General features: G+C 69.3%; 25 protein-coding genes. 12 read left to right on the forward strand and 13 right to left on the reverse strand.

Features of this window, described 5'->3' with window-relative positions; all coding sequences use genetic code 11:
- Positions 1–8: 8 nt before the first annotated feature.
- The 4 genes from BrevBR_RS11690 to BrevBR_RS11705 form a co-directional block, all read right to left on the reverse strand.
- On the reverse strand, positions 9–215 hold the full coding sequence (locus tag BrevBR_RS11690) for a hypothetical protein (protein ID WP_340001051.1): 207 nt from the start codon (positions 213–215) through the stop codon (positions 9–11).
- Between the two features lie 9 nt (positions 216–224).
- Positions 225–860 carry a CDP-diacylglycerol--glycerol-3-phosphate 3-phosphatidyltransferase gene (pgsA, locus tag BrevBR_RS11695; RefSeq protein ID WP_332638644.1) on the reverse strand — a complete coding sequence of 212 codons (636 nt, stop codon included), beginning with the start codon at positions 858–860 and terminating at the stop codon, positions 225–227.
- A gap of 72 nt (positions 861–932) precedes the next feature.
- Positions 933–1,556, reverse strand: a complete 624-nt coding sequence (locus BrevBR_RS11700) for a carbonic anhydrase (protein WP_332638645.1) — start codon at positions 1,554–1,556, stop codon at positions 933–935.
- A gap of 129 nt (positions 1,557–1,685) precedes the next feature.
- Complete coding sequence (locus BrevBR_RS11705) at positions 1,686–2,633, reverse strand: SDR family oxidoreductase (RefSeq protein WP_340001052.1); 948 nt, start codon at positions 2,631–2,633, stop codon at positions 1,686–1,688.
- A 76-nt stretch (positions 2,634–2,709) separates the two neighbouring features.
- Here BrevBR_RS11705 and BrevBR_RS11710 point away from each other — a divergent pair, with 76 nt between their 5' ends.
- On the forward strand, positions 2,710–3,312 hold the full coding sequence (locus BrevBR_RS11710) for a TetR/AcrR family transcriptional regulator (RefSeq protein WP_340001053.1): 603 nt from the start codon (positions 2,710–2,712) through the stop codon (positions 3,310–3,312).
- Between the two features lie 18 nt (positions 3,313–3,330).
- On the opposite strand, the gene uvrC is transcribed toward BrevBR_RS11710, so the two are convergent.
- Genes uvrC through BrevBR_RS11725 form a run of 3 tightly spaced genes read right to left on the reverse strand, consistent with a single transcriptional unit; the run spans position 3,331 to position 6,549 of the window.
- Positions 3,331–5,217 (reverse strand): excinuclease ABC subunit UvrC, encoded by a 1,887-nt coding sequence (gene uvrC, locus BrevBR_RS11715; RefSeq protein WP_340001054.1) that lies wholly within the window; start codon positions 5,215–5,217, stop codon positions 3,331–3,333.
- A gap of 16 nt (positions 5,218–5,233) precedes the next feature.
- Positions 5,234–5,680, reverse strand: a complete 447-nt coding sequence (locus tag BrevBR_RS11720; protein ID WP_332638649.1) for a DMT family transporter — start codon at positions 5,678–5,680, stop codon at positions 5,234–5,236.
- A gap of 41 nt (positions 5,681–5,721) precedes the next feature.
- Positions 5,722–6,549: an alpha/beta hydrolase gene (locus BrevBR_RS11725; protein WP_340001055.1), complete on the reverse strand. Its 828-nt coding sequence runs from the start codon at positions 6,547–6,549 to the stop codon at positions 5,722–5,724.
- A gap of 238 nt (positions 6,550–6,787) precedes the next feature.
- Between BrevBR_RS11725 and BrevBR_RS11730 the strand changes: the two genes are divergently transcribed.
- From BrevBR_RS11730 to BrevBR_RS11750, 5 genes are all read left to right on the forward strand, one after another.
- Positions 6,788–7,549 (forward strand): SDR family oxidoreductase, encoded by a 762-nt coding sequence (locus tag BrevBR_RS11730; RefSeq protein ID WP_332638651.1) that lies wholly within the window; start codon positions 6,788–6,790, stop codon positions 7,547–7,549.
- Positions 7,550–7,552: 3 nt separating this feature from the next.
- Positions 7,553–7,960 carry a dihydroneopterin aldolase gene (gene folB / locus BrevBR_RS11735; protein ID WP_442881295.1) on the forward strand — a complete coding sequence of 136 codons (408 nt, stop codon included), beginning with the start codon at positions 7,553–7,555 and terminating at the stop codon, positions 7,958–7,960.
- 66 nt (positions 7,961–8,026) lie between these two features.
- On the forward strand, positions 8,027–8,746 hold the full coding sequence (locus tag BrevBR_RS11740; protein ID WP_340001056.1) for a hypothetical protein: 720 nt from the start codon (positions 8,027–8,029) through the stop codon (positions 8,744–8,746).
- A gap of 14 nt (positions 8,747–8,760) precedes the next feature.
- Positions 8,761–9,180, forward strand: a complete 420-nt coding sequence (locus tag BrevBR_RS11745; RefSeq protein WP_332638653.1) for a hypothetical protein — start codon at positions 8,761–8,763, stop codon at positions 9,178–9,180.
- Between the two features lie 118 nt (positions 9,181–9,298).
- Positions 9,299–9,586, forward strand: coding sequence for a GNAT family N-acetyltransferase (locus BrevBR_RS11750; RefSeq protein WP_332638654.1), 288 nt, complete (start codon positions 9,299–9,301; stop codon positions 9,584–9,586).
- A 10-nt stretch (positions 9,587–9,596) separates the two neighbouring features.
- On the opposite strand, the gene BrevBR_RS11755 is transcribed toward BrevBR_RS11750, so the two are convergent.
- Positions 9,597–10,580 (reverse strand): SDR family oxidoreductase, encoded by a 984-nt coding sequence (locus BrevBR_RS11755; RefSeq protein ID WP_340001057.1) that lies wholly within the window; start codon positions 10,578–10,580, stop codon positions 9,597–9,599.
- Between the two features lie 90 nt (positions 10,581–10,670).
- Here BrevBR_RS11755 and BrevBR_RS11760 point away from each other — a divergent pair, with 90 nt between their 5' ends.
- Complete coding sequence (locus BrevBR_RS11760) at positions 10,671–11,297, forward strand: DUF4126 domain-containing protein (protein WP_332638656.1); 627 nt, start codon at positions 10,671–10,673, stop codon at positions 11,295–11,297.
- Here BrevBR_RS11760 and BrevBR_RS11765 read toward each other — a convergent pair.
- Both BrevBR_RS11765 and dusA read right to left on the reverse strand, forming a co-directional pair.
- The gene (locus tag BrevBR_RS11765) at positions 11,294–11,608 is read right to left on the reverse strand and encodes a hypothetical protein (RefSeq protein WP_332638657.1); all 315 of its coding nucleotides are present in this window, start codon (positions 11,606–11,608) and stop codon (positions 11,294–11,296) included. The two genes, BrevBR_RS11760 and BrevBR_RS11765, sit on opposite strands and share 4 nt — an antisense overlap.
- A 99-nt stretch (positions 11,609–11,707) precedes the next feature.
- Positions 11,708–12,721 carry a tRNA dihydrouridine(20/20a) synthase DusA gene (gene dusA, locus BrevBR_RS11770; protein WP_340001058.1) on the reverse strand — a complete coding sequence of 338 codons (1,014 nt, stop codon included), beginning with the start codon at positions 12,719–12,721 and terminating at the stop codon, positions 11,708–11,710.
- A gap of 137 nt (positions 12,722–12,858) precedes the next feature.
- Between dusA and BrevBR_RS11775 the strand changes: the two genes are divergently transcribed.
- Positions 12,859–13,257, forward strand: a complete 399-nt coding sequence (locus tag BrevBR_RS11775; protein WP_340001059.1) for a YciI family protein — start codon at positions 12,859–12,861, stop codon at positions 13,255–13,257.
- On the opposite strand, the gene BrevBR_RS11780 is transcribed toward BrevBR_RS11775, so the two are convergent.
- Entirely contained in the window at positions 13,258–15,114 is a 1,857-nt protein-coding gene (locus BrevBR_RS11780; protein WP_340001060.1) for a monovalent cation:proton antiporter-2 (CPA2) family protein, read from the reverse strand.
- A 153-nt stretch (positions 15,115–15,267) separates the two neighbouring features.
- Here BrevBR_RS11780 and BrevBR_RS11785 point away from each other — a divergent pair, with 153 nt between their 5' ends.
- Both BrevBR_RS11785 and BrevBR_RS11790 read left to right on the forward strand, forming a co-directional pair.
- Complete coding sequence (locus BrevBR_RS11785; protein ID WP_340001062.1) at positions 15,268–17,097, forward strand: vWA domain-containing protein; 1,830 nt, start codon at positions 15,268–15,270, stop codon at positions 17,095–17,097.
- Between the two features lie 61 nt (positions 17,098–17,158).
- Positions 17,159–18,349 (forward strand): winged helix-turn-helix domain-containing protein, encoded by a 1,191-nt coding sequence (locus tag BrevBR_RS11790; protein ID WP_340001063.1) that lies wholly within the window; start codon positions 17,159–17,161, stop codon positions 18,347–18,349.
- Here BrevBR_RS11790 and amaB read toward each other — a convergent pair.
- Positions 18,346–19,839 (reverse strand): L-piperidine-6-carboxylate dehydrogenase, encoded by a 1,494-nt coding sequence (amaB, locus tag BrevBR_RS11795; protein ID WP_340001064.1) that lies wholly within the window; start codon positions 19,837–19,839, stop codon positions 18,346–18,348. The genes BrevBR_RS11790 and amaB overlap by 4 nt on opposite strands.
- A 97-nt stretch (positions 19,840–19,936) precedes the next feature.
- Entirely contained in the window at positions 19,937–20,329 is a 393-nt protein-coding gene (locus BrevBR_RS11800) for a hypothetical protein (RefSeq protein ID WP_340001065.1), read from the reverse strand.
- A 170-nt stretch (positions 20,330–20,499) separates the two neighbouring features.
- On the opposite strand from BrevBR_RS11800, the gene BrevBR_RS11805 reads away from it, so the two are divergent.
- Positions 20,500–20,910 carry a CBS domain-containing protein gene (locus tag BrevBR_RS11805; protein ID WP_332638665.1) on the forward strand — a complete coding sequence of 137 codons (411 nt, stop codon included), beginning with the start codon at positions 20,500–20,502 and terminating at the stop codon, positions 20,908–20,910.
- Between the two features lie 104 nt (positions 20,911–21,014).
- The gene (locus BrevBR_RS11810; protein ID WP_332638666.1) at positions 21,015–21,593 is read left to right on the forward strand and encodes a hypothetical protein; all 579 of its coding nucleotides are present in this window, start codon (positions 21,015–21,017) and stop codon (positions 21,591–21,593) included.
- Positions 21,594–21,605: the final 12 nt, after the last annotated feature.

The following is a 21,605-nucleotide window of genomic DNA, read 5'->3' on the forward strand; positions in this document are numbered from 1 at the left end:
GACGGCGGCTACTTTTCGCCGCCTTCGTCGATGTCCTTCTTGTCCGGGTTGCGGGCCTTGGCCGCCCCCATCAGGGCGACGCCGAGGCCCGCGCCGATGGCTACGCCGAGCGAAATGCCGAGGGCCAGATTGTCCGTCGCCACGCCGAGGGCGACGCCCAGGCTTATCCCTATGCCGATGCACAGCGGCAGGAAGGCCGCTTCCTTGTCCTTCATGGTCGCCTCCTAGATCTGGCTCATCTTCTGCTGCGCCTTGGCGAAATACTGCCAGCCCGTCCACAGGGTGACGATGGCGGCGATCCAGATCAGGACGTAGGAGAAGGTCTGGAAATGCGGCTGCCATTCCAGCGGCAGGCCGAAGCCGTCCCACAGCAGGGCGATCTGCAGACAGCCCAGGGCGATCATCTGCAGCACCGTCTTCCACTTGGCCAGCAGGGTGACCGGCAGCTTGACCTTGCCGGCCACGGTCTCGCGCAGGGCCGAGACGGCGAACTCGCGGAACAGGATCAGGCCGCAGGGGATGGCGATCTGAGGCAGGGCGCCCCAGGCCAGGACGCCGAGGATGGCGCCGGTGATCAGAACCTTGTCGGCGATCGGGTCGAGGATGGCGCCCCAGCGGGTCGTGGCGTGCCAGCGGCGGGCCAGGAAGCCGTCGACCCAGTCGGTCGAGGCCGCGACCACGAAGATGACGAAGGCGGTCCGGCCGAAGCGGAACTGGTCGTCGGGGCTCAGATATTCGGACAGCAGGGGGATGCCCTGCGGCGCGGCCCCCGCCAGGATCAGGAACATGATGACCCCCGCGATCAGGCGCAGGCCGGTCAGGATGTTCGGAATGGGATTGGCGTGGGGATTGGGTGTCATAAGGGCGCTCCGATACCTCAACGCGATCTGCCACGCTTCGCTGCATGAAGCGAGGCGGTTACCTGTCCGGTCTCAGGCGAGGGAGACGAACTGGCCCTCACGCAGCGACCTCAGCACGCCGTCGGCGATGCCGAAATGGACGCCGCTGAGCGCCAGCGTTCCGGCCGCCTCGCGTTCGGCGATCCACGGGAAAGTGCGCAGATTGTCCAGCGACAGCCGCACCACCGCCTCTTCGGCCCGTTGCATGACATCCTCCGGCGGGCATTCCTCGCAGACGCGCCGGACGGCGTCCCGGCCTTGCGCTACCCATGGGGCGACGAAGTCCTGACAGTCCGCCGGAGCGCCGTGGATCATGGCGTTCACCCCGCCGCACAGGGCGTGGCCCATGACCATGATGCGTGACACGTTCAGAACCTTGACCCCGAACTCCAGCGCCGCCGAAACGCCGTGCAGGTGGCCGTCGGGTTCGTAGGGCGGGACCAGGTTGGCGACGTTGCGGACCACGAACAGCTGGCCGGGCGCTGCGTCGAAGATCAGGGCCGGGTCGGCGCGGCTGTCGGAACAGGCGACGACGAGGGTATGGGGGCGTTGGCCTTTTTCGGCGAGTGCCTCGTACTCGGCCTTTGCCTGCTCCCAGTGGCCCTCGCGGAAGCGGCGGTATCCGGAGAGCAGGGCGTCACGGGATTCGTCGGTCATGGCGTCGGTATAGGCAATCCGTCGTCCCGGGGGGAGAGGCGATGACGTCCGTGAACCCGCCGGCGTCCGGGAATTGGTCAATCGTGCGTGGGGCGATCGAGACCCCGGACACGCGCTTCAGCGCCGGGCTTACCGACCTTCCGCCATGGGGGGGACCCGCGGATCGGCCCCGAAGCTCACGTCCGCAAGCGTTTCAGAAACGGCCCACAGCCGTGCTGACGTTTCAGCGTCGAGCGCCTGGGGCGGTATCGTCGCTTCGGCGGGAAAGCCCCTGATCTCGCCCATGCCGTCGGGTCCGTAGTAGGCGCCCCCCCTCGCGGAGGGCGCCGTCGCGGCGAACAGGATCGGGAGGGCGCCCTGCCACGCCGGCTGGAACAGAAACCAAAGCACGCTGCGGGCCAGCCCGGTCCCGCTCCACCGGCCGGGCGCGTTATGCAGGAGGTTGGTCCGCGACACGCCCGGGTGGGCGGCGATGCTGGCGACGCCCCACCCCGCGGCCTCGCTGCGCCGCTGCAACTCCAGGGCAAACATCAGGCAGGCCAGCTTCGACTGGCCGTAAAACCGCATCGGGCTGTAGCGCTTCGTCGCATTCAGATCATCGAACTCGATAACCCCCGCGCGCGCCGCGACGCTGGAGACAGAGACGACGCGGGCATCCCTGCCCTTCCGCAGAAGCGGCATGAGCCGGGCCGTCAATGCAAAATGACCCAGGTAGTTGGCGCCGAGCTGAAGTTCGAACCCGTCCTCGGTCTCGAGCCGCCGCGGCGGCGTCATCACGCCGGCGTTGTTGATAAGCAGATCAAGGCTGTCGCATTGCGTTCGCAGGCGTTCGGCGAACTCCGCCACCGAGCTGAGGCTGGCGAGATCGAGCTTTTCGAAGCGGACCGTCGCGTCCGGGACCGTCTCGACGATCCGCGCCACCGCCGCCGCGCCGCTCCCGGGATTGCGGCCCGCGATAATGACGTCGCCCCCCGCCCGGGCGAGGGCCAGGGCGTGCTCGAAGCCCAGTCCCCCGGTTCCGGTGACGACTGCGGAGCGACCGTGCCGGGGCGGGATATCCGAGGCTGTCCATCGCATGGGCTGACTTTCCAAAAAACTGCACCTGATGTAAAATCATATTACACCGAGTGTAATTTTCAAGGTCGATTTTCCGATGAGCGAGGACGCGGGGCCGCAACCAGCCGCTGGCGGCCTGCGGGAGCGCAAACGGCGCGCGACCCTGGAGCGAATCACCGACGCCGGAATCAGCCTGTTCATCGAGAAGGGCTATGATTCCACGACGCTGGACGACATCGCGGTCCGGGCCGGCATCTCCCGAAGAACATTCTTCTACTATTTCAAATCCAAGGACGAGATTCTGCTGTCCGCCCAGAGCGGCATGGGGGAGATGATCGTCGCCGAGCTCCGGAACGCGCCGGATGGCCGACGGCCGCTGGATGCGATCCGCGACGCCATCATCAAGGTCTGCGAGCGCTGGCCAGCCGCCGAGATGGTCACGCTCGACCGCCTGATGCGCTCCAGCCCGGTCGTTCAGGCCCGCAAGCAGGCAAGCTACGTCCAGCATGAGCGGACGCTGTTCGAGGCGCTGCGCGAACGTTGGCCCGACCCCGGGCGCGAGACCGGCCTCAAGCTGGTGGCGATGCTGGGGATGGGTGCGATGCGGCTCGCCTTCGACACCCTGTCTCTGGAAGGCGGCGAGCGGCCTGTCGAGGACCTGCTTCACGAAACCTTCGACGCCCTGGACGCGGAACTCTGAGCCCGCGACCGTGAGATCCTAGCGCCCGGTCGGGTGGAAGAAGGCGTGGATGCGTTCGGCCATCGACTGGTTGATGCCCTCGACCTTGACCAGATCGACGACCGAGGCGCGGCTGACGCCCTTGGCGGAGCCGAAGGCGTGCAGAAGAGCCTTCTTGCGGCCGGGACCGATGCCCTCGATCTCGTCGAGCGGGTTCTTCTTGATGTCCATCGAACGGCGGGTGCGGTGGGCGCCGTTTGCGAACCGGTGCGCCTCGTCGCGCAGGCGCTGGATGTAATAGAGGGCCGGCGACTTCAGCGGGAGCATGAAGGGCGGTTTGCCCGGCATGAAGAACCGTTCCAGACCCGCGTCGCGGTCGGGCCCCTTGGCCACGCCCACGGCGGTGATGTCGTCCAGACCCAGATCGGCCAGAACGGCCAGCACCTCGGCCAGCTGGCCGGCCCCGCCGTCGATCAGCAGCAGGTCGGGGCGGACCACCTCCTCCCCCGCGTCCTCGTCCTTGACCAGACGCGAGAAGCGACGGCGCATGACCTCGCGCATCATGCCGTAGTCGTCGCCGGGGGTCAGGTCCTCGCCGCGGATGTTGAACTTGCGGTACTGGGACTTCTGGAAGCCCTCGGGCCCGGCCACGACCATGCCGCCGACGGCGTTGGTCCCCTGGATGTGGGCATTGTCGTAGATCTCGATCCGCTCGGGCCGGCTGTCCAGACCGAAGGCCTCGCAGAGCTCGTCGAGGATTTTGCCCTGGGCAGAACCCTCGGCCATCTTGCGGCCAAGAGCCTCGCGGGCGTTCGTCAGGGCATGGTCGACGAGGGCCAGCTTGTCGCCGCGCCGCGGGTTGGCGATCTCGACCTTGCGTTCGGCCTTGAGGGAGAAGGCCTCCTCCAGCAGCTCCAGTTCGTGCGGGCGGACGTTGGACAGGATCAGGCGCGGGATCGGCTTGTCCTCGTAGAACTGGCCGAGGAAGGCGGCGAGGATTTCGGGGTCGGTGTCAGCCTTGTCGACGCGCGGGAAATAGGCCCGGCCGCCCCAGTTCTGGCCGCCTCGGTAGAAGAAGACCTGGACGCAGGCCTGACCGCCCTCGCTGAACAGGGCGAAGACGTCGGCCTCGGCCACGCTGTCGGCGCTGACGGAATTCTCCATCGAGATGGCGGACAGGGCGCGGATGCGGTCGCGGACGCGGGCGGCCTGTTCGTAGTCCATGGCCTCGGCGGCGGCGCTCATCTCGGCCGACAGGCGGGCGATCACGGCGCGCGACTTGCCCTTCAGGAAGGCCGAGGCCTCGTCGACGAGGACGCCATAGTCCTCCAGCGAGATCAGGCCCGTGCACGGCGCCGAGCAGCGCTTGATCTGGTGCAGCATGCAGGGCCGGGTGCGGGTCTCGTAGACGCTGTCCGAGCAGGACCGGAGGAGAAACGCCTTCTGCAGGGTGTTCAGCGTCCGGTTCACCGCCCAGGTCGAGGCGAAGGGGCCGAAATAGTCGCCGGGCGTGGAGTGGGCTCCCCGGTGCTTGCGGACCTGGGGCGCGCGGTGGTCCTTGCGGATCATCAGCTCGGCGAAGGACTTGTCGTCGCGCAGCACCACGTTGAAGCGCGGCTTCAGCTGTTTGATGTAGCTGGATTCCAGCAGCAGGGCCTCGGTCTCGGAGGCCGTGATGACCAGCTCCATCGACCGGGTCAGGGACACCATCAGGCCGATGCGCTGGGTGTGGAAGCGCCCTTGCGCGTACTGGAGGATGCGCTTCCTGATCGACCGCGCCTTGCCGACATAGAGGCAGGTCCCGTCCTCGCCATACATGCGGTAGACGCCGGGCTTGTCAGGCGCCCGCCGCGCCTCGTCGCGGATCAGGTCGGCCGCGACCAGGGCGGTCGGCGGCGAATCGGCGGGAAGGAGCTCCTCGGTCATCGGGACCGATATAGGCCTAGAAGCGGCGGACCATAAGGACGCCGGCGAGCACCAGCACCACACCGGCGGCGCGGCCCAGGCTGATCGGCTGCTGCGGCATGCCGAAGGCGCCGAAATGGTCGAGGATCAGGCCGACCAGCAGCTGACCGGCGACCATCAGGGTGATGGTCATGGCGACGCCGAGGCGCGGCACGCCCCAGGCCGCGGCGACCACGAAGATCGCGCCGTACAGGCCGCCGACCCAGGCGTACCAAGGCAGGGCGCGGGCGGCCGCGACGTCGGGCCGGGTCTGCAGGACCATGGCGACGATGCCCAGCGCCGCCGTGCCGACGGCGAAGGAGACGAAGGCGGCGTTCACCGGCGAGCCCATGGCGCCCATCAGCTTCGCGTTGGTCGGGGCCTGAAGGGCGGTGGCCCCGCCCGCGAGGACGACGGCGATGATGGAGAAGAGGGCGGGGTTCATGACGGAACCGCTAGCACGCCTCCGCCAGCTCGCGCGAGACGTCAGGACTCCGCGGCGATGAAGCGGGCGGCGCGCTCCCCCTCCGGATCACCGGGTGCGCCGAAGCCGACGTTGATCCCGCGATGGCTGTCGTCCGGCGCGACGACGACTTCGGCGCGGCCGCCGGCGCGGACCAGGGCCTCGGCCAGACCCCGGCTCTGGGCGGCGGAGTCCCGTCGGCTGGCGATATGGAAGATCAGATACGGCGGGTAGACCCGGCCGGGTCCGACCCGCAGCGTCGGCGACAGGGCGGCGGCGGCGGCGCCGAACGCCTGTTCATACATCCGGCCCAGCGCCCGCCCGACCATCCCGCCGCCCCGATCGCCCGTGGCGTCATAGCCCGCCCCGTCCAGCAGTATGACGCCGGCGATGGCGGCAGGGGCCAGCCCATGCGCGCCGAGATAGTCGGGATCGACTCCGACCAGGGCGGCGAGGTGCGCACCCGCCGAATGGCCCATCAGAAACAGGGGGCGGCCGGGAAGGTCCTGTTTCAGGCGGGCGACGGCGGCGGCGACATCCGCGGCCGCCTCCCGCGCGCTGACCTCCGGGACCAGCCGGTACGAGGTGGAGGCCAGGGTCAGCCCATGGCGGGCCGCATACGCCGGCAGGTCATGGACCATGCCCCGTTCGCCCCGGCTCCAGCCGCCCCCGTGCACGAACAGCAGGACGGCTCCCTCGTCGGGACCGGGATAGAGGTCGAGGGTCTGAAGCGGGTGGCTTCCGAAGGAAATGGCGCGGGCCCGGCCCGAAACGCCTTGCGCGACCGCTTTCAGGGGCGTCAGGCTCGCCGCGAGGGCCAGCCCCAGAAGCACACGGCGGGGGATGAGCATCCGGGGGCTCCTTTCAAGAGTGGCCTGTGTGACTTTCACGGCCATGGGTCGCCGCTTCCGTCGCTCGCCGGCGTGGTCGTGGTCCGCCGTCGGCCGCGGGCGGTCGCGCGTTCTTGAATAGCGAGGCGCGGGCCGTTAATGCGGACAGCGTTCAAGGAGCTTTCCATGCTGGCCCTCTACATCATCCTCGGCTTCGTCGCGGTTCTGGCCGCCATCAACTTCATCGAGTTCGGCCGGGTTGACTGACCGTCCGGCCCGGTCTGGCGCCGCGCTCGTCACGGGCGGCGGCAAGCGGATCGGGCGCGCGATCGCCCTTGAGCTGGCGCGGGCCGGCTTCGACGTCGTCATCCACTATCGCGCGTCAGGCGACGCGGCCGGAGCCGTGGCCGACGAAGTGCGGGCGCTGGGCCGCAAGGCCGCGACGGTAAGGGCCGATCTGGCCGTCGAGACGCAGGTCCGGACGCTGGTGGCCGAGGCCGCGCGCGCCATCGGCGCGCCGCTGACCGTACTGGTCAACAACGCCTCCGTTTTTGAGGACGACCGGGTCGGTTCGCTGGGCCGAGACACCTGGGACGCCCACATCGAGACCAATCTGCGCGCGCCGATCGTGCTGGCCGAAACCTTCGCGGAACAGGCGCCGGACGGGTCGGCGATCGTCAATCTGCTGGACCAGAGGGTGTTGAAGCCCGATCCGCGCTTCATCTCCTACGCCCTGTCGCGCAACGGCCTGTGGTGGGCGACGCGGACCCTGGCGCAGGCCTTGGCGCCGCGCATCCGCGTCAACGGCGTCGGACCGGGCCCGACCCTGCCTTCGGTGCATCAGAGCGCGGCGGACTTCGAGGCCGAGGCCCGCGCCATTCCCCTGCAACGCGCCGGCAGTCCCGAGGCGGTAGCCTCCGCCGTGTGCTGGCTGGTGGACGCGGAGCTGGTGACGGGCCAGATGATCGCCGTCGACGGGGGTCAGCATCTGGCGTGGCGAACCCCCGACATCGTGGAGTAGGCCGTGAGCGTGACCCCCCTGCCCTTCCCTGGAATCGATGGGTCCGGCGCCGACGCGCCCCGTCTCGAAGGACTTGCCGTCTTCGTGCGCGGGCTGACGCTCGACGCCGGCATCGGCATCCATGACCACGAACTGGGACGGCTGCAGCGGCTGGTCATCGACGTGACCCTGGAGCTGACGCCCGCGCCTGTGGAGCGGCTGGGCGATACGGTCAACTATGAGACCGTGGCCGCGGCGGCGCGCGCCATCGTCGCCGAAGGGCATGTGGGACTGGTCGAGACCTTCGCCCAGCGGCTGGCGACGGCCTGCCTGGCCGACCCGCGCGTGCGGCGCTGCACCGTGCGGATCGAGAAGCCGGGCGCTCTGGAGGGCGCGGCCGCAGCCGGTTGCGAGGTCGTGCTGTCGCGCTGACGCCCTGATGGTTGCGCGGGCCGCGAGGGGCCGTCATTACTTGAACCAGACGACAAGGACCCGTTGATGGCCGAACCGGGCGATCCCACGAACGCTGATGATCACGACGACCTGATCGGCTTCGCCACGCCGGCGTCGCTGGAGGGCCGCACGCGCGAGCCGGAGGCGGAACCCGTCGAGGTCCCGGAACCGGCGCCGGCGATCGAGCCGGAGATCCAGCCGGCGGCTCCTCCCGAGGTCCCCTCCGGACCCGGACCCGAGCCGGAACCGGCGCCCGATCTCTTTACCTCGCGCACGGTCTGGACCTCCGCCCCCGTCCAGCCGCAGCCGGAACCCGAGGTCGTCGCGCCCGCCCCGGTCGAGCCCGCGCCCGTCGAGGCCGCGTCCATATTCCAGCGCACGCCGGAGACGCCCATGCAACGACGTCGCCGCGATCCGGGCGCCGATCTGCCGGGCGGAGGGATGGGCCTGTACGCCGTCTACGCCCTGATCCTGTTCGCGGTGCCGACGCTGGGCGTGGCGGCCGTGATCGGCCTGCTGGCCGTCACCGGCCGGTCGGGACCCGAGGACGCGCTGTCGCGCTCGCACTTCATCTATCAGCAGCGGACCCTGTGGACCGCGGCCGTCGCGGCGGTGGCGGGCCTGATCCTGCTGGCGGCGCCCTTCGCCCTGGGCGTGCCGATTCTGTTCCTTCTGGCCTTGTGGCTGGTGCTTCGCGGCGCCTCGGGCGTTTGGGCCCTGAAGTCCGGCCGTGCGATCGCCGATCCGCGCGGCTGGTGGATCTGACGGAAGGACGACCGATGGCCGATGCGAACCCCGTGGAAGGCAAGGCGATCGAACCCCGCCCCGGCCATGAGTCCGAGGGCAAGCCGGCGGCCCTGATCGCCTGGGGCCTGTACATCCTGTCGCTGCCCAGCGCGAACCTGCTGGTCATCGTCGGCCTGATCGTCGCCTATGCCGGACGCAGCGGTGCAACGGGCGTGGCGCGGGCCCATATCGAGGCCCAGATCGGTCTGTTCTGGTCGGTGTTCTGGTGGACGATCCTGCTGTGGGTCGCGATCATCATCTGCGGCGTCAGCTTCTTCGCCGCCCCGGTGACGGGGATCGTGCTGGTGCCGCTGGGGCTGTTGCTGGGCCTGGCGCTGTTCTTCCTGACCGTCTGGTTCACGATCAAGAGCATCATCGGTCTGATCCGCCTGTTCGAGGACAAGGCGCCCTGACCGCCTGAGGCGCGACAGCCACGCGCCACGTGAAAACCCGCATTTCCCTGATCGACGGGGAACGCCCTTACGGCCGCTGTGTTGGCCCACTGTCCGCTTCCAGACAGAGAGTATCCAGATGACCGAGTTCCGCGATGTTCGAGACGAACAGAGGTTCGAGCAGGGTTTCACGGATGCCGACGGCCAGTTGCGGACGGTCTTCGCGGACTATGCGGTGCAGGGTTCGACGCGCGTGATTCTCCACGTCGAGGCGGATCCCGCCCTGCGCGGGTCGGGCGCGGCCGGACAGTTCATGCAGGCCCTGGCCGAACATGCGCGGGCCGAAAATCTGAAGCTGAACCCGCGCTGCAGCTACGCCGTTGCGTGGCTGAAACGGCGCCGCGAGTTCGACGACATCCTCGCCTGAGGGCGGGGGATCAGCCCCCGCCGTAGCCGCCGATGATCGGCAGGACCTCGCCGGTGATGTAGCTCGACATCTGGGGCGAGGCGAGAAAGACGAAGGCCGGCGCGATTTCCTCGGGCTGGGCCGGGCGTTTCATCACCGTCTTCGAACCGAATTGGGAGACCTTGTCCGCCTGCTGGTCGGCCGGGTTCAGCGGCGTCCAGACCGGGCCGGGCGCGACGACGTTCACCCGGATGCCCTTCTGCGACAGATGCGTGCCCAGCGAACGGGCGAAGGCGTGGATGCCCCCCTTGGTCATCGAATAGTCGAGCAGGTTCTCATTGCCCATGATGCCGGTGACCGAGCCCGTCATGACGATGGACGCCCCCGGTTTCAGATGCGGAACCGCCGCTTTCACAAGGTTGAAATAGCCGTAGAGATTGGTCTTCAGCGTGCGGTCGAAATGCTCGAGGGTCAGGTCCTCCAGCGCCTCGACATGTTCCTGGAAGGCGGCGTTGGGGACGACGACGTCGAGCCGGCCGAAGGCGTCCATCGTCGCCCGGACCACGGCCTGCGAGAAGGCGGGATCGGCGGCGTCGCCCTTCAGCACGATCGCCTTGCGCCCCTCCGCCTCGACGGCGGCTTTCGTCTCTGCGGCGTCCTTGTCCTCGTCGAGATGGCAGATGGCCACATCGCAGCCCTCGCGGGCGAACAGGACGGCGACGGCGCGGCCGATGCCGCTGTCCCCGCCGGTGATGATGGCGGCCATGCCCTCCAGCTTGCCCGAGCCCTTCCAGAAAGGGGCGTCGTACATCGGCGCGGGATCAAGAGCGGCCTCGTCGCCGGGCTTGGTCTGGTGCTGTTCCGGGAAGGGCGGCGCCGGATATTCGCGGGCGCCGGCCTGAACGGCCTTTTCCGCCGCCTCGCCGGACTCGCCGGCCTTCGCGTCGATCTCCGCCTGAATCTTCCGCTCCTGATCGGCGATCTTTTCGGCGCGGGGTTCGAAACGGTCGTCCATTGCAGGCTCCTTTGTCTGACCGATGGGAAAGCCGATGGAGCGGTCAGGCGTTCCCGGGCATTGTCATGTTCGACGAAACGGAGCCGCCCCATGCCCGACCTCGACCTGTCTTCCGTCAGCGCCGCCGCGGGGCCGCTGCAGACCTGGGTCCTGCCCGCCCTGCTGGGGCTGGGACTGGCGTCGGCGACCGGGCTGCGGACCTTCCTGCCGCTGCTGATGCTGGCGCTGGCGGCGCGGTTCGAGATGTTCGGCGTGCGTCTGATCGACCAGATGGACTGGCTGGTGTCGTGGCCCGCCATAGCGGCCCTGACCACGGCGACGGTCGCCGAGTTCGCGGGCGACAAGATCCCGGCGGTCGATCATGCGCTGAACGCCGTCGGCTATGTCACCCGGCCGGTCGCCGGGGCGGTGGCGGCAGGCAGCGTCTTCTGGGGCGTTGACCCGACGGCGGCGGCCATCGCCGGGATCATCGTCGGCGCGCCGGCGGCGCTGGCGTTCAACGCGGCGCAGACGGGGGTGCGGGTCGGATCGACGGCGACGACAGCGGGGATCGGCAATCCGGTCGTCTCGCTGATCGAGGACTTCCTGGCCTTCCTGACGGTGATCATCGCCTTCCTGGCGCCGATCCTGATCCCGATCGTGATGGTCGTCTTCGCGGTGCTGGTGTTCCGGCTGGCGCGGCGCATCCGCGACCGGAACGAGCCCCGGCCCGCCTAGCCGATCGCGCGGCCGACGATGGCCTTGAGCGTCTCGGCCTTGACCGGCAGGTCCGCAGACAGACGACCGGCCAGTTCGCGGGCGCCGACCGGATAGGCGTCGCCGCCTTCGGCGATCTCCTTCGCCATGGCCGAGGCCTGCATCAGGACCTTTTCCAGCGCCTCGACCTGTTCCACGGCCAGGGCCCGGGCTTCCATCTGCAGGCGTTTGACGCGTTCGGTGGTCGTCTCGGGCGCGCGCATCAGATTGTAGATTTCGGCCTCGGCCGCGACGAGGCGCAAGTCGGGTTTGCCAGTGGGGGTCTTGGTCATGGATGACGCCTCCTGCCCAACCAATGCGAAGCGGCGCCGCGCCGTTCCGCCGTTAACTCCGATGACGGCGAGATCGGGATGGCCTGTGACTCGATTGCATCAGGCCGCTTCGCCGCGCCGCTCCAGCCGGGATTCCGCCTCGCGCACGGCCTCCACCGCGCGGTCCACGACGTCGAGACCCGCGCCCGGCCGGATGGCCTCGACGGTCAGGATGCGGCGGAAGGCGCGGGCGCCGGCGCGGCCGTGCATGAGGCCGAGCATGTGGCGGGTCATGGCCGCCAGATGCACGCCCTCCGCCAGACGGGCGGCCATATAGGGACGGTAGCGGTCGATGGCGGTGAAGGCGTCGACGTCAGGCGTGGAGGCGCCGTACAGGCGGCGGTCGGCCTGGCCGAGGATGGCGGGCTCGTGATAGGCGGCGCGGCCCAGCATGACGCCGTCCAGCTGGACCCCATCGCCGTCATCCAGATGCGCCTCGGCCTCGTCCAGCGAGGCGATGCCGCCATTGATGGAGATCGACAGATGCGGCCGCTCGCGCTTCAGCCGGCGGACCAGCGCATAGTCCAGCGGCGGCACGTCGCGGTTCTCCTTGGGCGACAGACCTTTCAGCCAGGCCATGCGGGCGTGGACGATGAAGGTGTCGATCCCGGCGGCGGCGCAGGCGTCGACGGTCTCGAACAGCGAGACCTGCGGGTCCTGATCGTCGACGCCGATGCGGCATTTGACGGTGGCGGGCACGCCGACCGCGCCCCTGATGGCGGCCATGCAGTCGGCGACCAGCTGCGGCTCGCGCATCAAACAGGCGCCGAACCGGCCGGACTGGACCCGGTCGGACGGGCAGCCGACGTTCAGATTGATCTCGTCATAGCCGAAGGCCTCGCCGATACGGGCGGCCTCGGCCAACTGGTCGGGATCGGAGCCGCCCAGCTGGAGCGCCACCGGATGCTCGACCGCGTCGAAGCCCAGCAGGCGCTGGTGATCGCCGTGCAGGATCGCCGGCGCCGTGACCATCTCGGTATAGAGCAGAGCCTCAGCCGTCAGGGCGCGATGGAACGCCCGGCAGTGCCGGTCGGTCCAGTCCATCATGGGCGCGATCGAGAGGCGGCGGTTCATGGCGGGCGGCTTCTACACCGAAAGGCGGGCCGTCACCAATGCCGGGGCCGGACCGGCCATCGGCATTCCTCGGTTGCCTGCCGGCGAGGACCGGCTTCTTCTACCTTGTCCGCCAGCGCGGCCCACAGGAGACCGGCATGAAACGCCGCCTTTTTCTGATGCTTTCGGGCCTGGCCTCCGTGGCCGCCCCCTTCGCCGCAACCGCGCAGACGCCGGCCGGCAACACAGTCTACGCCATCGTCTACCGCCGGGGACCGGCCTGGCGCGACGGGCAGCCCATGAGCGGACAGAATCTGCGACCACACCTCGTCTATATGCAGGGCCTGTTCGACACCGGGATCCTTTACGCGGGCGGGGCGATCGGACCCGAAGGCGGTCTGGCCCTGATCATCGCCGCCGACGCGGCGGAGGCGCAAAGGATCACCGACGCCGACCCGGCGGTCACCCTGGGCGTCTTCGCGGCGGAGGTGCACCCGTGGACGCGCCGCTTCTCGCGCAACGAACCCCTGCCTTGGGCGGGGCGGCCGTCGGCCTGATCACGCCCCCGTCTTCTGCCGCTCCTCGTCGTCCTCGAGCGCCTCGGCGGCCTCCTCGTTGAGGGCCTGACCCTCGCGGCGGGGCTTGATGTAAGGCGCGGGCTGGGGCGAGCTGAGGTTGCCGCGCATCAGGGCGCGTCCGGCCTGGAGGCCGCCGGACAGCTGCAGGGTGAACCGCTCCTCGTCGCGGCGGCGGACGTCGTCTATGGTCTCGCGCGCCTGCTCGCCGGTGAAGCCGAGGTCGATCAGCACCTGGTAGCCGAACACCAGGGCGCTCTCGAAGGTCTCGCGCAGCTGGTATTCCACCCCGGCCTGGACGAGGCGCAGCGAATGGCCGCGGTCGTAGGCGCGGACGAACAGCTTGGTCAGGGGAAAGGCCTCCTTGACCACCGAGACGATCTGGTCGGCGACCTCGGGCTTGTCGACGCAGACGAGGATGGTTTCGGCCTTCTCGGCCCCGGAAGCGCGCAACACGTCGAGGCGGGAGCCGTCGCCGTAATAGACCTTGAAGCCGAAATTGCCGGCGGCCTGGATCATCTCGATGTCGGTGTCGATGATGGAGACGTCGACGTCGCGGGCCAGAAGGGGCTGGGAGACGACCTGGGCGAACCGGCCGAAGCCGATGATCAGCACCCGCTCGCGCAGGTCGCGGGCATGATCCACGCCATCGGCTTCGTCCGCCGACAGGGACTCGTCCGGCCGCAGCCGGTCGGCCAGCATGACCCGGAGCGGAGTCAGGGCCATGGACAGGATGACGATGGCGGACAGGATGGCGGCGGTGCGGGCGTCGAACAGGCCGAGGGCGAAGGCGGTGGAATAGAGGACGAAGGCGAACTCGCCCCCCTCGCCCATCAGGGCGGCGCGCAGCAGGCCTTCGCCGTGCTTCTGTCTCAACCGGGCCACGGCGTAGACCGCGGCCATCTTGGCGGTCATGAAGGCCGCCAGACCGCCCAGCACCCAGGCCCAGTCGGCGACGACGACGCGCAGATCCAGCGACATGCCGACGCTGAGGAAGAACAGGCCCAGCAGCAGACCGCGGAACGGCTCGACGTCGGCCTCGAGCTGGTGGCGGAAGGTCGATTCCGACAGCAGGACGCCCGCCAGGAAGGCGCCCATGGCCATGGACAGGCCTCCGAGATTCATCGCGTAAGCCGCGCCAAGCACCACGAACAGGGCGCCCATGGTCATGACCTCGCGGCCGCCGTAGCGGGCCAGCAGGCGGAAGAACGGGTTCACCACCCAACGGCCGGCGGCATAGACCAGGGCCACGGCGGCGACCGCGAGACCTATGGTCATCCAGATCGGGTTGCCGGTTTCGACCGCCGCGCCGTAGGTCCCGGCCAGAACCGCGACCAGGGCCAGCAGCGGCACGATGGCCAGATCCTCGAACAGCAGGACGGAGACGACGCGCTGACCCGCCGGTTCGGCGTTCTCGTTGCGCTCTTCCAGCAGTTGCATGACGATGGCCGTGGACGACAGGGCGAAGCCGAAGCCGGCGATGACGGCGGCGTGCCAGGCCAGTCCGGCCGCCATGGCGATGCCGGTCAGCACAATGGCGCAGGCCAGGACCTGCACCGCGCCGAGGCCGAAAATTTCCTTGCGCAGGCTCCACAGCCGGGCGGGCCGCATTTCCAGGCCGATGATGAACAGGAACATGACGACGCCGAACTCGGCCACGTGCAGCACCGCCTCGGGGTCGTCGACGACGCCGATCCCCGACGGCCCGATCAGCAGGCCGGCGGCGAGATAGCCGAGAACGGCGCCCAGTCCGAAACGACGGAACAGGGTGGCGGCCACGACCATGGCGGCCAGCAGGGCCACCGCGTGGCCCAGGCCCATGCTGGTCGTCTCGTGCATGCCGGCTCCCCTGTGGCGCGAGGCTGGATAGTGGGGGGTGATGCGCGATTGCGCCACCCCGAAGACTGTCGAACACGGCTCGCCGAAACGCCACAGTTTCGCCCGAGACGGGTCGGCCTGATGCGTGTCTGACAACCCGAGGGAGAAGCGCCGATGTCCGTCCTTCCGCTGAAACAGGCCTTGGCGGGGCTGATGAGCCTGACCTTGGCGTCGCCCATCGCGCCCGGGGCCGTCGCCCAGTCCAATGGCCGGCCGGTCGATCCCGACAAGCCGTCGGACGGCGTGGTCTCTCGCGCGGCCTGCGCGCCGTTCGGCTTCAACATTCCGGACCAGACCTCGCTGGAGCGGGTGGTGGTTACGGGAAGCCGCGTCCAGCCCGGCGGCATGCCGCCGCCTCCCCCGCCGCCGCCTCCGCCGCCCCCGACCGCGCCGCCGCCTCCCGTGGCGGTTCCGCACGCCAATATGATCGCGCCCGCCGCGCGGGAAGACCGGGTCGCCTTTGCGCCTTCGCCCGTCATCGGCCAGATCGTGCGCCCGCAGCCCGACACCGAACGCTATCCCGACGCCACGCCAAATCCGGTCAAACGGGTGGCGGACGAGCCGGTCTCGACCTTCTCGATCGACGTCGACACGGCCAGCTATTCCAACGTCCGACGCTTCATCGACGAGGGCCGCAGCCCCCCGGCGGACGCCGTGCGGGTCGAGGAGATGATCAACTATTTCGACTATGGCTACGACCGCCCGACCTCGGCGACGCAGCCGTTCGCCATCACCACGGCGGTGGCGGCCTCGCCGTGGTCATCGGGCCGCCAGATCGTGCATGTGGGGCTGCAGGGCTATGAGCTGCCCGAGGGCGAGCGGCGGCCGCTGAACCTGACCTTCATGGTCGACGTCTCGGGCTCGATGCAGACGCCGGACAAGCTGGCGCTGGCGAAAAAGTCGATGAACCTGATCATCGACCGGCTGCGACCCCAGGACCGGGTGGCCGTCACCTTCTATGCGTCCGACGTCGGCACGGCGGTCGGGCCGACGCCCGGCGACCAGAAGCTGAAGCTGCGCTGCGCCGTCGAAACGCTGAACGCAGGCGGCTCGACCGCCGGGGCGCAGGGCATGGTCAACGCCTATCAGCAGGCCGAGGCCGCCTTCGGCCGCGACAAGGTCAACCGCATCCTCATGTTCACCGACGGCGACTTCAACGTCGGCGTCACCGACAACCAGCGGATCGAGGATTATGTCGCCGCCAAGCGCGGGACGGGCATCTATCTGTCGGTCTACGGCTTCGGGCGCGGCAACTACCAGGACGCCCGGATGCAGACGATCGCCCAGGCCGGCAACGGCGTGGCGGCCTATGTCGACGACCTGAACGAGGCGCGACGGCTGTTCGGACCGGCCTTCGACCGGGGCGCCTTCCCCATCGCCGACGACGTCAAGATCCAGGTCGAGTTCAACCCGGCGCGGGTCAGCGAATACCGGCTGATCGGATACGAGACCCGGCTGCTGAACGAGGAGGATTTCAACAACGACCGCATCGACGCGGGCGAGGTCGGATCCGGCGCGTCGGTCACGGCCCTGTACGAGATCACGCCCGTCGGCGGGCCGAGCCAGATTCCCGATCGCCGCTATCCCGAGAACCGCAACAGCCTCGGAACCGGCGGCGGCGATCCGGACGGCGAGGTCGGCTTCGTCCAGGTGCGCTACAAGCTTCCAGGCGAACGGGACTCGCGGCTGATGCAGCATGTGCTGTCCAACAGCGGCGGAGGACGGGTCAGCGCGCAGCCGCCGGAGAACACACGCTGGGCCATGGCGGTGGCGGCGTTCGGCCAGAAGCTGCGCGGCGATCCGTGGATGGCGCAGGGCTATGGCTGGAACGACATCCTTGAACAGGCGCAGGGCGCACGCGGCGAGGATCCGTTCGGCGAGCGGGCCGAGTTCGTGCAGATGGTCCGGGCGGCGCAGGGGCTGCCGGCGCGCAACGCGCCGTAGGGGCCGAACATTCCGGCGCGTCCGCAGTGGCGCGCCGGAAGACTCCCACTAGGTTGGCCGGGTGACAGAAACGATCAGCCTCAAGACCGCCCGCCGCATCGCCCTGGCTGCCCAGGGGTTTGGCAGAAGCCGCCCGGCGGCGGCGGGACGGAGCCATGTCCGCGACGCCGCGCGGCGCTTGGGCGTGATCCAGATCGACAGCGTCAATGTGGTCACTCGCACCCACTATCTGCCGGCCTTTTCGCGGCTGGGCGACTATCCGCGCGAGGCGCTGGAGGCTGAGGCCTGGGGGCCGCGGCGCAGTCTGTTCGAATACTGGGGGCATGAGGCGTCGCTGCTGCCGCTGGAGACCCAGCCCCTGTTCCGCTGGCGGATGGAGCGGGCGCGGGGGGGCGCCATGTGGACCGGTCTGTCGCGGTTCGGCCGCGAGAAGCGGGACTATATCGACGGGGTTCTGGCCGAGATCGAGCGGCGCGGGCCCGTAACGGGCGGGGACTTTGCGGAAGGGCCGCGTGGAGCGCCCGGCTGGTGGTCGTGGTCGGACGGCAAGCGGGCGCTGGAGTGGTTGTTCTGGGCCGGGCTGATCACGACGAAGACGCGAAACGGCTTCGAGCGCGTCTATGACCTGACCGAACGCGCCCTGCCCGCCCGGATCGTCGGCCTGCCGACGCCCGACGAGGCGGACGCCCAGCGCGAGCTGGTTCGCATGTCCGCCCGGGCCATGGGCGTGGCGACGGCGGCGGACCTGCGCGACTATTTCCGGCTGCCGCTGGCCGATGCCCGGGAGCGGATCGCCGAGCTGGTCGAGGGCGGAGAGCTGACGCCGCTGGCGGTGAAGGGCTGGCGGCAACCGGCCTTCCTGAGCGCCGGGGCGCGGTCGCCGCGCAAGGTGGCGGGTTCCGCCCTGCTGTCGCCGTTCGACAATCTGATCTGGGCCCGCGACCGGACCGAACGGCTGTTCGATGTGAAGGTGCGGCTGGAAATCTACACCCCGGCCCACAAACGGGCTCACGGCTACTACGTCCTGCCCTTCCTCGAGGACGAGGCGATCACGGCGCGGGTCGACCTGAAGTCCGACCGCAAGGCAGGCACGCTGCTGGTGCAGGCGGCGTGGCGGGAACCGGACGCGACGGCGGATACGGCCGGGCGGCTGGCCGTTGAGCTGAAGCGGATGGCCGGGTGGCTGGGGCTGGAACGGGTCAAGGTGGTCGGCAAGGGCGATCTCGCCGAGCATCTCGCAGCGGCGCTCTAGACCTCGAACTTCACGCCCTGCGCCAGCGGCAGGCTGGTGGAGAAATTCACGGTCTGGGTCTGCCGGCGCATATAGGCCTTCCAGGCGTCCGAGCCGGACTCACGGCCGCCGCCGGTGTCCTTTTCGCCGCCGAAGGCCCCGCCGATCTCGGCCCCCGACGGGCCGATGTTGACGTTGGCGATGCCGCAGTCCGAGCCCCAGGCCGACAGGAATTGCTCGGCCTCGCGCACGCTGTCGGTGAAGACGCAGGAGCTCAGGCCTTGGGGCACGGCGTTCTGCATGGCGACGGCCTGGTCGAAGTCGGACCAGGTCAGGACGTAGAGGATGGGAGCGAAAGTCTCGTGCCGGACCACGTCGCTCTGGGCCGGCATGCGGACGATGGCGGGGCGGACATAGCAACCGTCGCGGTCGACGCGGTCGCCGCCGACGACGATCTCGCCGCCCTGCTCCACCGCCTGTTTCAGGGCCGTGTCGAAGCCGTGGGCCGAGGCGTCGTCGATCAGCGGGCCGACGAGAACGCCATCCTGACGCGGGTCGCCGATCGGCAGGGTCTCATAGGCCGCCTTGAGCCGCGCGATCAGGGCGTCGGCGATGCTTTCGTGGACCAGCAGGCGGCGCAGGGTGGTGCAGCGCTGGCCGCAGGTGCCGACGGCCGAGAAGGCGATGGCGCGGACGGCCATGTCGAGGTCGGCGCTGGGCGTCACGATCATGGCGTTGTTGCCGCCCAGCTCAAGCAGGGAGCGGCCCAGGCGGGCGGCTACGATCTGGGCCACGGCCCGGCCCATGCGGGTCGAGCCCGTGGCGGAGACGAGGGCGATGCGCGGGTCGGCGGTCAGGGTTTCGCCGGCCTCACGGCCGCCGATCACGAGCTGGGACAGGCCTTGCGGCGCATCACCGAACCGGGAGATGGCGCGGTCGAAGACAGCCTGGGTCGCCAGCGCCGTCAGCGGCGTCTTCTCCGACGGCTTCCAGATCACCGGATCGCCGCAGACGAGGGCGAGGCAGGCGTTCCAGGCCCAGACCGCGACCGGGAAGTTGAAGGCCGAAATGACCAGCACCGGGCCCAACGGCTGCCAGGTCTCGCGCATGTGGTGGCCGGGGCGTTCCGAGGCGAGCGTCAGGCCGTAGAGCTGGCGCGACAGGCCGACGGCGAAGTCGCAGATATCGATCATCTCCTGCACCTCGCCCAGACCCTCGGAGACGATCTTGCCGGCTTCCAGGGTGACGAGACGGGCGAGGTCGTCCTTCGAGGCGCGCAGTTCCTCGCCCAGAAGGCGGACCAGTTCGCCGCGGCGCGGTGCGGGCACGCGCTTCCAGGCGTGGAAGGCCGCGACCGAGCGGGCGGCGACCTCGTCGAGGTCGCCGGTTTCGACCAGGGCGCCGGCGCTGGACCCGTCGACGGGCGACCGGGTCGTCAGGGCGCCGCCCCAGGCGGCGTCGTCCACGCCCAGCCGCTGCAGGATGGCCTCTGCCTCGTTCGCCGCCGTCATCGTCGTTCTCCCGTTCGAGCGAGCGGCTTAACGGCAGAGCCGGACAAACGAAAGGCCGCCCCGTCGCCGGAGCGGCCCTCTGTTTCACATGCCGCGACTACCAGCGGTCGCGGCGCTCCTGACGGAGCAGGTATTCGATGCGGTCCAGTCGGTTGCTGAGCGCCGCATACTCCCGACGGCTCAGGCCGTCGCGGGCGTAGCGCCACTCAAGGTTCCGGTACTGCTGCATCTCCCAGCTCAGACGCCGGGCTTCGCCGCGACTGACGCGGCCATTCCAGGCCACGCGGTTGATCCGCTCCGCCAGACGCTGGGCGCGGTACTGCAAATCAGAGCCATGGCGGTTGTAACCGTAGCCATACCCCTGACTGTAGGCCGGCGAGCCGACGCCCACGGAGAAGGTGACGTTCTGGGCCAGCACCGGCGTGGCCGTCATGACCGCCGACGCCGCCAGCGTGGAAAGCAGGGCCTTCCGGATCATGGCGGTTTTCATTGTCGTATTCCTCGTCGTTCCGATCCGCTGCGGACCGTGGAGGCAGAAAACCACGCCGGGCCTGACCCGACCCTGAGGGTCTTGTTGTCTGGCAGTCAGGTAGCTGAACCGGAACCGCCGGCGGGTGCGGGGGTTCTGACGGGCAGCCCCCTTTTCAAGGAGAGACCCCGATGAGAGTTCGCGACGTAATGAGCAAGGACGTGCAGGTCGCCCGTCCCGGCGACTCCGTCCAGGACGTCGCCTCGCGCATGGCGGCCGGCGACTTCGGTTTCATGCCCGTCGCCGACGGCGACACCCTGATCGGCACGATCACCGATCGCGACCTGACGGTCCGGGCCCTCGCCCAAGGCGCCGCGCCCGGCGCGCCGGTGGTCGAATACATCACCCGCGACCCGCACACGGCCAACGCCGACGACGACCTGAAAACCGTGCTGGACGCCATGGGTTCGAAGCAGATCCGGCGTCTGCCGGTGCTGGACAAGGACAGCCGTCTGGTCGGCGTCGTCTCGCTGGGCGACCTGTCGACCCGGGTGAAGGAAAAATACGCCGGCGAGGCGCTGGAAGACATTTCCCGAGCCTGATGCGCCATGAGGGTGAAGCGGCGTTTACGTCTGCTTCACCCTTTCGCGGAACCGGCTGTTCACCCGCCGCAAGGCATTCTGGGCCTTCAGGATCGGAGACGTGAATGGCGCGCGCGCAATTCCAGAAGGGTCAGAAGGTCTGGGTCGAATGCGTCGGCGCATGGGCCCAGATCGAGAAGGTCCAGCCCGTCTGGGCCAAGGGGTTCGAGGAACCCGTTCGCGTCACGTATGACGTCGGCCTGGGCCGGGAGTTCCTGGGCCACGAACTGCTGCTGCCGACCGAGGACCCGGCCGCCAACGCCGGCGAGACATGGCGGCTGATGCGGGCCCGCAACAAGTGGCAGTCCGCCGACGACTGCCCCCACCATCCCTTCCCCGGCACCTATCCCGTGGTCGTGACCGACAAGGCCGACTGGGGCGGATGGCGGGTGCCCGGCGCGGAATACGACCGCGACCCCGACCAGATCGAATTCCAGGCCCGCCTGATCGCGGCCTCGCCCCGGCTTCTGGCCCTGGCCGAACGTCTCGCAGCCTCGGTGGACGAGGCGCCGGACGACGCACCGCCCGAGATGGTGGAATTGGCCCGTACGGCCCGCGCCATACTGAAGACGGTCACCGACGTTCTGGTCTCGCCGACCGAAAGCGGCGGCGGCGCGAACCAGCGGGAAACGCAGGCCGCCTGAAACCGTTGATCG

This window comes from Brevundimonas sp. BR2-1 (assembly GCF_037626195.1).
Classification (GTDB): domain Bacteria; phylum Pseudomonadota; class Alphaproteobacteria; order Caulobacterales; family Caulobacteraceae; genus Brevundimonas.

Coding starts and splice junctions, on each gene's coding strand:
- BrevBR_RS11800 (WP_340001065.1), bottom strand. CDS start 20,329: ATGAAAACCGCCATGATCCGGAAGGCCCTGCTTTCCACGCTGGCGGCG.
- BrevBR_RS11745 (WP_332638653.1), top strand. CDS start 8,761: ATGGCCGATGCGAACCCCGTGGAAGGCAAGGCGATCGAACCCCGCCCC.
- dusA (WP_340001058.1), bottom strand. CDS start 12,721: ATGAACCGCCGCCTCTCGATCGCGCCCATGATGGACTGGACCGACCGG.
- BrevBR_RS11740 (WP_340001056.1), top strand. CDS start 8,027: ATGGCCGAACCGGGCGATCCCACGAACGCTGATGATCACGACGACCTG.
- pgsA (WP_332638644.1), bottom strand. CDS start 860: ATGACACCCAATCCCCACGCCAATCCCATTCCGAACATCCTGACCGGC.
- BrevBR_RS11785 (WP_340001062.1), top strand. CDS start 15,268: ATGTCCGTCCTTCCGCTGAAACAGGCCTTGGCGGGGCTGATGAGCCTG.
- BrevBR_RS11775 (WP_340001059.1), top strand. CDS start 12,859: ATGAAACGCCGCCTTTTTCTGATGCTTTCGGGCCTGGCCTCCGTGGCC.
- BrevBR_RS11720 (WP_332638649.1), bottom strand. CDS start 5,680: ATGAACCCCGCCCTCTTCTCCATCATCGCCGTCGTCCTCGCGGGCGGG.
- BrevBR_RS11810 (WP_332638666.1), top strand. CDS start 21,015: ATGGCGCGCGCGCAATTCCAGAAGGGTCAGAAGGTCTGGGTCGAATGC.
- amaB (WP_340001064.1), bottom strand. CDS start 19,839: ATGACGGCGGCGAACGAGGCAGAGGCCATCCTGCAGCGGCTGGGCGTG.
- BrevBR_RS11725 (WP_340001055.1), bottom strand. CDS start 6,549: ATGCTCATCCCCCGCCGTGTGCTTCTGGGGCTGGCCCTCGCGGCGAGC.
- BrevBR_RS11755 (WP_340001057.1), bottom strand. CDS start 10,580: ATGGACGACCGTTTCGAACCCCGCGCCGAAAAGATCGCCGATCAGGAG.
- uvrC (WP_340001054.1), bottom strand. CDS start 5,217: ATGACCGAGGAGCTCCTTCCCGCCGATTCGCCGCCGACCGCCCTGGTC.
- BrevBR_RS11780 (WP_340001060.1), bottom strand. CDS start 15,114: ATGCACGAGACGACCAGCATGGGCCTGGGCCACGCGGTGGCCCTGCTG.
- BrevBR_RS11690 (WP_340001051.1), bottom strand. CDS start 215: ATGAAGGACAAGGAAGCGGCCTTCCTGCCGCTGTGCATCGGCATAGGG.
- BrevBR_RS11710 (WP_340001053.1), top strand. CDS start 2,710: ATGAGCGAGGACGCGGGGCCGCAACCAGCCGCTGGCGGCCTGCGGGAG.
- BrevBR_RS11805 (WP_332638665.1), top strand. CDS start 20,500: ATGAGAGTTCGCGACGTAATGAGCAAGGACGTGCAGGTCGCCCGTCCC.
- BrevBR_RS11700 (WP_332638645.1), bottom strand. CDS start 1,556: ATGACCGACGAATCCCGTGACGCCCTGCTCTCCGGATACCGCCGCTTC.
- BrevBR_RS11705 (WP_340001052.1), bottom strand. CDS start 2,633: ATGCGATGGACAGCCTCGGATATCCCGCCCCGGCACGGTCGCTCCGCA.
- BrevBR_RS11760 (WP_332638656.1), top strand. CDS start 10,671: ATGCCCGACCTCGACCTGTCTTCCGTCAGCGCCGCCGCGGGGCCGCTG.
- BrevBR_RS11750 (WP_332638654.1), top strand. CDS start 9,299: ATGACCGAGTTCCGCGATGTTCGAGACGAACAGAGGTTCGAGCAGGGT.
- BrevBR_RS11765 (WP_332638657.1), bottom strand. CDS start 11,608: ATGACCAAGACCCCCACTGGCAAACCCGACTTGCGCCTCGTCGCGGCC.